We start from the raw sequence: 10,644 nt of genomic DNA on the forward strand, positions 1-10,644 counted from the left end.
TGGGGCCGCGGTGGCCGCCGGCGGGTCCTATCCCCAGCCGAGCTCGGCGAGCCGCCCGTCGTCGATGCCGAAGTGATGGGCCACCTCGTGGATGACGGTCACCCGTACCTGCCCGACGACCTGTTCCTCGGTCCGGCCCAGGTCGCAGATCGACCGCCGGTAGATCGTGATCCGGTCCGGCAGCACCCCGCTGTACCAGTCGCCCCGCTGCGTCAGCGGTACCCCCTCGTAGAGCCCCAGCAGCCCCGGCGACGGCGGCTCGTCCTCGACAACGACCGCGATGTTGGACATCTGACGGCCGAGCTGCGGTGGCAGGCTGTCCAGCGCCTCGGCCACCAGGGCCTCGAAGCGCTGCCTGGACACCTCGACCACGTCGGTGAACCTACCTTCAGACGCCGTCCCGGCGCGGCGCCGCCATACCGCCGGGCACCGGCACGGGGAATGAACAGGCCTGGATGGACGTCGGCCGCCGGAGAAGATCGGCGTAATTTTGTCGTTGTGTACGCTTTTACGGCCAAAAAGCGTACACAACGACAAACTCTTCTGGATCATGGCCTGTGCGGGTGGTCGTGGATGGGCTCCGCGCTACCTGACCGGCGCTCCAGGGGGACGTCCAGGAGGACGTCCGGCGGACGCCCGGGGAACATTGTCCGGCGTCCACTGCTTCTCATGATGTAATTATGTAAGCGGGACAGGAGGCCGGGATGCAGGATCCGCTCGATGCCTACTCACAGGTCGTCACCCGAGTCGCCGCCACCGTCTCCCCCGCTGTCGCGAGCCTGCGGGTACGGACGCCGCGTGGCGAGGGAGCCGGATCCGCCGTGGTCTTCACCGATGACGGCTTCCTGCTCACCTCCGCCCACGTCGTCGACAGCGGACCGAGGCGCGCGGGACGGCAGACCGGCGGCGGCGCGGCGGGCATGGCCGAGTTCGCCGACGGCACCCACAGCGAAGTGGACGTGATCGGCGCCGATCCGCTCTCCGACCTCGCGGTGCTGCGGGCCCGTAGCGGCACGCCGGCCCCGGCGGCGCTCGGCGACGCCGACACGCTCTCCGTCGGTCAGCTCGTCGTCGCGGTGGGCAGCCCGCTGGGCCTGACCGGCAGCGTCACCGCGGGGGTCGTCAGCGCACTCGGCCGCTCCCTGCCCACCCGGGCCGGCGCCACCGTCCGCGTCATCGACGAAGTGATCCAGACGGACGCCGCGCTCAACCCGGGCAATTCCGGCGGCGCGCTGGTCACCGCCGACTGCCACGTCGTCGGGGTGAACACCGCCGTCGCCGGGATCGGGCTCGGGCTCGCCGTCCCGGTCAACGCCACCACCCGCCGCATCCTCGCCGCGCTCATGCGCGACGGCCGGGTACGGCGCGCCTACCTGGGGGTCGCCAGCACCCGGGCACCGCTGCCGCCACACCTGGCCGAGCGGTCCGGCCGGCGGCACGGGGTGCGGCTGGCCGAGGTCGTCGCGGGCAGCCCGGCCGGTCGCGCCGGCCTGTTCGCCGACGACCTGGTGCTCTCCGTCGCCGGGCAGCCGGTCGCCACCCCGGGGGATCTGCAACGGCTGATGACGGAGGACACCATCGGCCGCCCGCTCGAACTGACGGTGTGGCGGCGCGGCGCGCTCGTCGACGTCATCGTCGTCCCGCAGGAACTGGCACTCACCTGAGAAGATCGGCACGAGTTTGTCGCGGTGTACGCCGATATGGCAAAAATGCGCCTATACAGCCAGAATGTACTGATGCTGCCAGCATGCGCCAATACAGCCAGAATGCGCTGATACGGCCAGAAAACATGAACATACACGACAACAGACTCACGCCGGTCGCGGCCTGGTGGGCGAACGTCCGCGGGCGGCCGCCGGCCACCGGCCCGCCCAGGCGGGGACGGTGGCCGCCCGCGGACGGTGGCGCCCCGGGTGCCCGAGGGAGGGGGAGGCACCCAGGGCCGTCAGTGGCACCCAGCCGTCAGCCGCACGGGAACAGCTGGGCGTAGGTGCGGGCGCCGACTGTTCCGTCGGCCGCGAGGCCGTGCCGCCGCTGGTATTCCTTGACCACCCTGGTGGTCTGCGGGCCGAATATCCCGTCGACGGTGAGAGGATATCCGATACCGGTCAGCCGCCGCTGTACCGCGGCCACCTCGGTACGCATTTTGCTGCCGTTTCTCACGGTTGCCGTGGACGCTGGCAGCGAACAGTTCCGGGTGATGTAGCTGATCCCGCTGACGGGCGGGACAGGGGCGCTCGACCGCGTTGTCGACATGCTCGCCGGGCTGGCTTTCGCCGCTGCCGCGGCGGCGTTCCCCCGCGCCAGATGACGGCGGTAGGAACCGTTGGTGTAGGCGCTCCAGGCACGCACGCCCTGACTGTCGCACACCTTCTTCGCCGCCCACGCGTTGGTGGCCGGGTCGTACAGGTTCCGGCCCGCCAGCCAGCCCGTGTGGACCCGCGCGTTGATCTGCCAGAGCCCGCGGGAGTCCTCACCGTGCGCGTTACGCGCCCTGGCGTTGCCACCGGACTCCGCGAGCGCCACCGCCACCCAGGTGCCCAGCGGCACCCCTCGGCAGCTGGGCAGCCCCGCGTTCGCGGCGACACGGGCGATGGCCGTGTCGGCGACGACGGCGGGCCCGGACGGCCCGGCCGCGCTGGCCGGGGCCGCGGTCAGCATCATTCCGGCCGTCGTCCCGATGAGCCCGACGGTGCCCACCAATGCCGCGCCGTTGCACCGGCCGGGTTTTCTGTGTCTTCCCCTGGACATGATCAGTTTCTCATCCAAAAGTATCGTCGAAATGGCTCGTCAAATTCACTGGCGGCGCCAGGACAGCATTTCCTTCGAGCAGCCGACGGTTTGCTCTTCCCAGCGCGCCTGATCGACTGGAACACGTCGGGCAGACCGGGGCGCAGGCCGTCGACCGCATTCGTCCAGAAAATTTCCCGGTCATTTCCGGAGCGCTCCGGGAGAAGCACCGTGCGCTCCGGCCGGAATTTTCTGGATATCCGGCGCGGGACCCGCGCCGGACCTGCCCGGGGCTCCAGGAACAGTTACCCGGCAGTGGCCGGGAGAAATTTTCGCGGCGGCCGCCGGCTGTTGCCCGCGCTGTCCGCCCGGGGCACCCGAACACCCCGTGGCCGCCAGCCCGGCCCGGGCGGGCGGGTCACCTGATACGGCCGACCAGATGGCTGCCGGTGTAGACCTTCTGGAGCCGGACCACGGCCCCGGTGTGCGGGGCGGCCCACATCATCCCGTTCCCGGCGTAGATCCCTACGTGGTGGATGCCGCCCGGCCGGCCGAAGAAAATGAGGTCACCGGGCTGCCGGGCATTCTTCGATATCTTCTGGGAGGCGTTGTACTGCGCGTTGGCCGTCCGCGGGACGCTGCGGCCGAGCTGCTTGTAGATGTACTGGACGAGGCCGGAGCAGTCGAACGCCCGGGGCCCCTCGGCACCCCACACGTACGGCTTTCCGGCCTGCTTCGACGCCAGATAGACGAGTTTCGCCCCGAAACCACTGGTGGACGTCGAGAAACTCACCGGCTGCGCCGACAGCGTGCGCACGCCCGCGGCGGCGGCCGGCGACGAGGCCGCCGACCAGACGGCCGGGGTGATCGTGAAGGTAGCGGGCCGGGCAGCGGTCGTGCCGGCCGCGGTGGTCGTGCCGGCCGTGGCGGCGTCGGTCCACCCCGTCCCGCCCGTGCCCGCGCCACGGTCGTTCGCCAGGGCCGGTGCGGCCAGCCCGGAGAGGGCGACGGTACCGGTGGCCGCGGCGGCAACCGCGGTACGTGCCGATATCCGGCCGAGGGCGGAGCGGGTCGTGGGCGCGCGATGACGACCGCGCCTGGAACTGGGACTGGGATGACCTACGGCAGCCGGACCTGAATTCACCTGGTGTGCAGGCAACGATGATCCTTCCCATACGCCTGCGAGGTTAGCTGTCGGGTTCGGGCCGGGAAGCCCGGTCGACGCGCGGATACCTGCGCGGCCGACTTCACCCCAAGGACGGCCACCGTGGTGGCGACGTCCGGCGGAAAGGTGGGTCCCCCGCTTCTGTCCTGGCGATCGCTAGTCGGAAGACACCGGACCGTGGACAGAACTCGGCGTGCGGTCCGGTGCCGTTGAGAGCCCGGCCAACGTAGCGAACTACTTTTGGTAACCGCAAGCGGCGGTTTTCTCGGCATGTCGGCGCACAACACTCACCGTACGCATCATTTACGCGGGCCGTCCCAGGATGGCTGCCGGGACGGTACGAGCTGGCCGCAGCGTGATGGCGCTACACACCGCTCCCATGGTTAACCAGCGCGTATCGTGAAACGGCCGATGCGGACCGGCAACAACATTTTTTCCACCGTTGTGTTTCGCTGTCGGGCACAGCATTTGCACTGTCGGGCACAGCATTTGCACTGCCCGAAACAGCGTTTGCGCTGTCGGGCGCAGTGGATCGCCCGGGTGGGCCCACGGACCGCCGAAGCAACGCCACGAACCCGGACGTGCGCACGCCGCGGCCGGCGGCATGGCCAGCGCGGACGGCGCAGCGTCCGGGCATCAGTGACGCCCGGGCACCAGCGGGGCCGCCGGTCCGCCCCGGGCCAGGCAGGGCCCCGGGCGGAGCGGCGTCGGTCAGGACTCGACCCAGCCGCGCGCCTGCGCGAGGGTGGTCAGTCGCTGCCGTATCTGGCTTATCTGGCCGCCGGTCAGGGTCGGCACCGATTCGATGAGCGTCTCGGTCAGCAGATGCCGGAACTCCCCGACGGTGAGGACGTCGCACATGTCGTCGTCGTCGGCGCTCGAACGCCCGTTGACCACACCTGGGGAGACCACCGGATACACGGGCGCCGGACGGGCCGGAGCCCGGCGGATCAGACGGACGACCGAGGCCTTCGGGCCCCTGTCACTCTCCTCCGCCTCGAACTCCACCAGCGTTCCGGGCTGGAACAGGTGCTTCTCGTCCTGAAGATCGTTTGCGTGCATGAAAACGTCGTCGCCACCGGCATCGGGCGCTATGAAACCGTAGCCGCGAACCCCGTCGAAACGCAGAATTCTACCAGTACCCACCACATCTGCCCCTGTACAACCTCTGTGCCAACCAGCCCTGTACCAAGTGAACTGCACACCAGACGAACCTGTGTACAACCAAGCCCCAGGACCGCTCGCGCGACCGCAGGACCTGCTCACCGTCTCAGGTACGCCTACCCAGGTCAAGCCCGACACCCGGAGCGCGGAACGACCGACAGCGGCCGATGGGGAACGAGCGCGGATACACCGGGGCGGAACGGCCGACCAGCTGACCAGCTGACCGGCCGGCCGGCCCCCGGAAGCGCCCCGGGGGCCAGCCGGCCGTCGACGTCATGGTCACAAGCCGCGGATCCGTGTCCTTACGGTCTACGCCGGGTCACCGGCGGCGTGGACGGCGGCCAGGCTCTGCCTGGCGGCGTCGACCACCGCCCGCGGGGTGAAACCGAATCTGGTCTGCAGGTCCCGCAGCGGGGCGGACGCGCCGAAGGTCCGCATCCCGATGATCACCCCGTCCGGGCCGGCGTACCGTTCCCAGCCGAGCGTGGCGGCCTGCTCGACCACGACCCGCGCGCGGACCGCCGGCGGCAGCACCTGCTCGCGGTACCGCGCGGGCTGCCGCTCGAACAGCTCCCAGGACGGCAGGCTGACCACCCGGGCGCGCACCCCCTGCGCGGCCAGCTCCTCATGGGCGGCCAGGGCCAGGTGCACCTCGCTGCCGGTACCGATCAGGATCACCTCGGGGTCGCCGTCGGCGGGGTCGGCCAGCACGTAGCCGCCGCGGGCGAGCCCGGCGGCGTCGGCGTAGCGGGCCCGGTCCAGCGTCGGCAGCGCCTGCCGGCTCAGGACGAGCGCGGCCGGCTCCTGCTCCAGGCCCATCACCACCCGCCACGCCTGCGCGACCTCGCCCGCGTCACAGGGGCGGATCACCAGCAGGCCGGGGACGGCCCGCAGCGAGGCGAGCTGCTCGACCGGCTGGTGCGTCGGCCCGTCCTCCCCGACCCCGATGGAGTCATGGGTGAACACGTGGATGACCGGCAGCTCCATCAGCGCGGACAGCCGCAGGGCGCCGCGGGCGAAGTCGGAGAAGATCAGAAAGGTCGACCACAGCGGCCGCAGCCCGGACAGGGACAGCCCGTTGGCCACCGCGGCCGACGCGTGCTCGCGGACGCCGAAGTGCAGGTTGCGCCCACCCGGGCTGGCGGCCTGGAAGTCCCCGGCGCCGTCGACGGTCAGCCGGGTCTTCGTCGACGGGGCGAGATCGGCGGAGCCGCCGACCAGCCAGGGCACCCGGGCAGCGACGGCGTTGAGGACCTTCCCGGAGGAGTCCCGGGTGGCCAGGCCCTTGCCGTCGGCGGGGAAGACGGGGATGTCGGCGTCCCAGCCGTCGGGCAGCTGCCCGCCCCACAGCAGGTCGAGCTGGCCGGCGAGATCGGGATGTGCCTCCCGGTAGCGGCCGAGCAGGGCCAGCCAGCTGTCCCGCTCGGCCCGGCCCCGCTTGCCGACACCGGCGGCGAAGTGCTCGTACACCCCGTCGGGGACGAGGAAGCGGGCCTCCGGCGGCCAGTTGTAGAACCGCTTCGTCGCCCGGATCTCCTCCTCCCCCAGCGGCTCCCCGTGCGCGGCGGCGGTGCCCTGCTTGGTCGGGGCGCCGAAGGCGATCTGGCTGTCGACGATGATCAGGGTCGGGCGGTGCGGCTCGCGGCGGAACGTCTCGAAGGCGCGGCCCAGGGCCGTGCGGTCGTTGGCGTCACCGACCCGGGTGACGTTCCAGCCGTAGGCGATGAACCGGGTGGCCACGTCCTCGGTGAACGCCAGGTCGGTGCCGCCCTCGATGCTGATGTGGTTGTTGTCGTAGATCCAGCACAGGTTGGCCAGCCCCAGGTGGCCGGCCAGCGACGCCGCCTCGGCCGCGACCCCCTCCATCAGGTCGCCGTCACCGCACAGCGCGTACACGTCGTGGTCGAACACGTCGAAGCCGGGCCGGTTGAAGCGCGCCGCCAGCCAGCGCCCGGCGATGGCCATGCCCACCGCCGTCGCCGCGCCCGTGCCCAGCGGCCCGGTGGTCGCCTCCACCCCGGACGTCCAGCGGTACTCCGGGTGGCCGGGGCACTTCCCGTCCAGCTGGCGGAAGCGTCTGATGTCGTCGAGGGTGACCGCCGGCCCGCCGGGCGTCTCATAGGTGGGGCCGACCGCCCGGACACCGGCCAGGTGCAGCATCGCGTACAGCAACGCCGACGCGTGCCCCGCCGACAGCACGAACCTGTCCCGGTTCGGCCAGGAGGGATCGTCGGGGTCGAAGCGCAGGAACTCCTGCCACAGCGTGTAGGTCACCGGTGCCATGGCCATCGGGGTGCCCGGGTGCCCGGAGTTCGCGGCCTGCACCGCGTCCATACACAGTGTGCGGATCGTCGCGACGCACAGATCGTCCGTGTCGGTGATGGCCGGCTGTTCGGTGGGCGTCATGTACATCCTTTGTGTCGGATAGGACGCCCACAACGTCCGTCGCAGGCGCTTGCGGGTCCACGCCCTAGATCGTATCCAGCGGTGACGGATCTCCGGTGGGCGTCGGGGCCGTGCGGGCGCCGCTGTGGCCTTGCTCCCGCGCTCTCGTTTCCCGGCTCCGATGTCAGGAGAGAACGTACCGGCCGACGGCGTCACTACGGTGACCGTACGTACACGCGGGTACGTCCGCGCGGACGGAGACGCAGACGCGGGGGACCGGGCGGGAAGCTGTCAGCGAGGCTGCCCGCCGGCCGTGTGGTCCGGCCCGTCGGCGAGGCCACCGAAGGCGGCGAGGCCCCCGAACGCCCTGGTCAGCTCGCTGGGGACGATCCAGACCTTGTTCGCCTCGCCCGCGGCGATGCGCGGCAGGGTCTGCAAGTACTGGTAGGCGAGCAGTTTCTGGTCGGCGTTGCCGGCATGGATCGCCCGGAACACCGTGGTGATGGCCTCCGCCTCGCCCTGCGCGGCGAGGATCTTCGCCTGCCGCTCTCCCTCGGCGCGCAGGATCGCGGCCTGTTTCTCACCCTCGGCGCGCAGGATCTCGCTCTGCTTGACGCCCTCCGCCGACAGGATCGCCGCCCGGCGGTCCCGCTCGGCGCGCATCTGCTTCTCCATCGAGTCCTGGATCGACGCCGGCGGGTCGATGGCCTTGAGCTCCACCCGGTTGACCCGGATGCCCCACTTGCCGGTCGCCTCGTCGAGCACACCGCGCAGCCTGGTGTTGATCTCATCACGGGAGGTCAGGGTCTGCTCCAGGTTCAGACTACCGATCACGTTGCGCAGCGTCGTGACAGTGAGCTGCTCGATCGCGCTGATGACGTCGGCGATCTCGTAGGTGGACGCGCGCGGGTCGGTGACCTGGAAGTAGATCACCGTGTCGATGCCCACGACGAGGTTGTCCTCGGTGATCACCGGCTGCGGCGGGAAGGTCACCACCTGCTCGCGCAGGTCGACGCGTTCACGGATCCGGTCCACGACGGGGATGACGAGGGCCAGGCCCGGGGTGAGGGTCCGGTGGTACCGGCCCAGCCGCTCGACCACGACCGCCCGGGCCTGCGGCACAACCCGCACCGCCCGGCTGAGAAAAACCAGCAGCACCAGCAGAACGACCGCGGTGGCGATCAGCCCGGTCATCGACGCCTCCCCGGTCCCAAGGCCCGCTACAGCTGCGCGGGGTGGACGATGGCCGTGGCGCCGTCGATGCGCAGCACGCGCACGCTCGTGCCCGGTTCAAGGACCTGACCGTCGATCGTCGCGCGGGCCGACCATATCTCACCGCGAATCCTGACCCGGCCGTCACCGTCACCGTTAACGGGCTCAAGGACGACACCGGTCATGCCGATCAGCGCGTCGGTACCGGTCGCGACGGCCGGCGCCTGGTGCAGGTGACGGCGCGCGACCGGCCGCAGCCCGAGCAACAGCACCACGGAGGTGGCGGCGAACGCGACAAGCTGGATGGGCAGCGGGCCGCCGGCCCCGGCGGCCGCGCCCGCCACCAGGGCCGCGAGCGCGGTCATCCCGAGAATGAGGGCAAGGGTAAGCATCTCGCCCACGCCAAGAACGCCTGCGATCACCAACCACCACAGCCACGGCGGCATGACCATCATGCTATCCACGATCCGGCCCAGGGCGTAAGGGCTGGCATCCAGCCGACACCCGGCTCCCGCGGCTCCCGCGGGTACTTCTCGGTGCCGGCACGACCAAGCACGTCTCCTTCCGCCAGGACGCATCCTGGCTTCAGGGCCGCCACCGGACCCGGGGGGCCTCACCCCGGCCGGCGGGGTGGGGTGGGTGGCCCGCCGACCCGTAACGGCCCGCTGGGCGGCACGGGAATGCCGTGCGTGCCGGGGAGCACCACCCGCGAGCCGCAGTTGGCACAGCTGAAGCGGGTGGAGGCCGCGCCCGACGCGGTCACGGTGGGCTCGGGGCCGAGCAGCTCGTGCTCTCCCTGGCAGGTGACGCAGTAGCCGGCGCCCGCCGGGCTCTCGCCGGGCACCGGTTCCGGGCGGCCGGGCAGGCACAGCCCGCCAGCGGGCGGTGGCGGCAGCCGGGGGGTCTCGTCGATGTCGTAGGCCACCTGCCAGTTCGTCACCGTCAGCTCACCGGGCGAGGCAGCGATGAACGTGACGGGTACCTCGGTGACCATGACGGCCTCCAACGTCACCCGGCGCAGCCCTAGCACGGACCCCGCAGGCAGGACGACGCGCACCTGCGCCGCGTCCGCGCCGGGAGGGGCCGTACCGATCCTGACCTGTGGGACGGCCGCCGAGGACGGCAGCGGCACCGACAGTACCGCCCCGGTCGGGCTCCCGGCCGCCGACCAGACAACCTCCGCCGACGGCACCGCGGCGGCGCCGGCCGGAGCCGCCGCGTCGATCAGGAGCCGGTACGGGCGGCCGGCCTGCACGCTCGCCCGCTGCGCGAGCGTCACCACGACCGCCGCGCCGTTGACCAGGCTCAGATGATCCGCCGCGGAGGTGGCGTCGAACCCGGCCGGAGCCGGTGGGCTGAGCTCCCAGCCGACCAGCACGTCGTCATCGAACATCAGGTCCGCGTTGGTCAGCACACTCTCGGTGGCGCGCAACGAGACCTGGTCCACCGCTGCCACCACTCCGGCCGGCGCCCGCAACCGCAGTTCCACCTGTTCGGCGCCGGCGGGGGAGGTCAGGACGGCGTGATGTGTCCGCAGCCGCGGCTGTACCCCGACCGCCGGATCCTCGCCGGAGCGCGCCACCGTTGTCGTGAGCCCGGCCGCGGCCTCATCCGTGGGCCGCTCCCGGATCGGCACCTCGTCCGTGCGCTCGACCGTGCAGCCGGCCGCGCGCCAGTGCAGCTCGGCGGCCGCGCCCGCGGCCGAGGCCGAGGCCGTGAACGTCAGTTCGTACCGGCATCCGCCCGAAACGGGCATGACCTGGGCCAACGCCGACGTCGCGATGAGCTGCGGCTCATCGTCGCCCGGTGCGCGGGCCAGCTCGTCACCGCCCGGGGCTTCGGCACCGATCATCGCTGCCCGGCCGCCCGGCGGCAGGCAGCAGGGCCGGACGACGCCAGCCGTGACCACCCAGTCCTCGGGCACCAGGGTGCCGATGGTCAGCACGGTGAACCTGTCCGGGGTCTGCGGGGCCGTCGGGGTCTGCGGG

The 10,644-nt window shown here is 71.5% G+C and carries 9 protein-coding genes and 1 riboswitch; of the genes, 1 reads left to right on the forward strand and 8 read right to left on the reverse strand.

What is annotated here, in order from left to right:
* Positions 1 to 27: 27 nt before the first annotated feature.
* Positions 28 to 372, reverse strand: coding sequence for a metallopeptidase family protein (locus AC5LSR_RS00130; protein ID WP_493464313.1), 345 nt, complete (start codon positions 370 to 372; stop codon positions 28 to 30).
* 332 nt (positions 373 to 704) lie between these two features.
* Here AC5LSR_RS00130 and AC5LSR_RS00135 point away from each other — a divergent pair, with 332 nt between their 5' ends.
* Complete coding sequence (locus AC5LSR_RS00135) at positions 705 to 1,664, forward strand: S1C family serine protease (RefSeq protein ID WP_250280497.1); 960 nt, start codon at positions 705 to 707, stop codon at positions 1,662 to 1,664.
* A 298-nt stretch (positions 1,665 to 1,962) separates the two neighbouring features.
* Here the strand turns inward: AC5LSR_RS00135 and AC5LSR_RS00140 are convergent, their stop codons facing one another.
* The 7 genes from AC5LSR_RS00140 to AC5LSR_RS00170 form a co-directional block, all read right to left on the reverse strand.
* Complete coding sequence (locus AC5LSR_RS00140) at positions 1,963 to 2,751, reverse strand: peptidoglycan-binding protein (protein ID WP_250280500.1); 789 nt, start codon at positions 2,749 to 2,751, stop codon at positions 1,963 to 1,965.
* A gap of 397 nt (positions 2,752 to 3,148) precedes the next feature.
* Positions 3,149 to 3,889, reverse strand: coding sequence for a C40 family peptidase (locus tag AC5LSR_RS00145; protein WP_493468040.1), 741 nt, complete (start codon positions 3,887 to 3,889; stop codon positions 3,149 to 3,151).
* Between the two features lie 2 nt (positions 3,890 to 3,891).
* Positions 3,892 to 4,057, reverse strand: a riboswitch (cyclic di-AMP (ydaO/yuaA leader).
* A gap of 549 nt (positions 4,058 to 4,606) precedes the next feature.
* Positions 4,607 to 5,041, reverse strand: coding sequence for a cold-shock protein (locus AC5LSR_RS00150; protein ID WP_493468041.1), 435 nt, complete (start codon positions 5,039 to 5,041; stop codon positions 4,607 to 4,609).
* A 327-nt stretch (positions 5,042 to 5,368) separates the two neighbouring features.
* Entirely contained in the window at positions 5,369 to 7,465 is a 2,097-nt protein-coding gene (tkt, locus tag AC5LSR_RS00155; protein WP_250280506.1) for a transketolase, read from the reverse strand.
* Positions 7,466 to 7,735: 270 nt separating this feature from the next.
* Positions 7,736 to 8,638: an SPFH domain-containing protein gene (locus AC5LSR_RS00160; protein WP_250280509.1), complete on the reverse strand. Its 903-nt coding sequence runs from the start codon at positions 8,636 to 8,638 to the stop codon at positions 7,736 to 7,738.
* Between the two features lie 26 nt (positions 8,639 to 8,664).
* Complete coding sequence (locus tag AC5LSR_RS00165; protein ID WP_493468042.1) at positions 8,665 to 9,111, reverse strand: NfeD family protein; 447 nt, start codon at positions 9,109 to 9,111, stop codon at positions 8,665 to 8,667.
* 158 nt (positions 9,112 to 9,269) lie between these two features.
* Positions 9,270 to 10,644 (reverse strand): hypothetical protein (locus AC5LSR_RS00170; RefSeq protein ID WP_493468043.1); only part of this gene is annotated, 1,375 nt, incomplete at its 5' end.

This window comes from Protofrankia sp. CiP1_Cm_nod4, from assembly GCF_982290645.1.

What these genes read in the sequence shown, in the direction of transcription:
- AC5LSR_RS00135 (WP_250280497.1), top strand. Translation starts at nt 705, where the DNA reads ATGCAGGATCCGCTCGATGCCTACTCACAGGTCGTCACCCGAGTCGCC.
- AC5LSR_RS00140 (WP_250280500.1), bottom strand. Translation starts at nt 2,751, where the DNA reads ATGTCCAGGGGAAGACACAGAAAACCCGGCCGGTGCAACGGCGCGGCA.
- tkt (WP_250280506.1), bottom strand. Translation starts at nt 7,465, where the DNA reads ATGACGCCCACCGAACAGCCGGCCATCACCGACACGGACGATCTGTGC.
- AC5LSR_RS00160 (WP_250280509.1), bottom strand. Translation starts at nt 8,638, where the DNA reads ATGACCGGGCTGATCGCCACCGCGGTCGTTCTGCTGGTGCTGCTGGTT.
- AC5LSR_RS00165 (WP_493468042.1), bottom strand. Translation starts at nt 9,111, where the DNA reads ATGATGGTCATGCCGCCGTGGCTGTGGTGGTTGGTGATCGCAGGCGTT.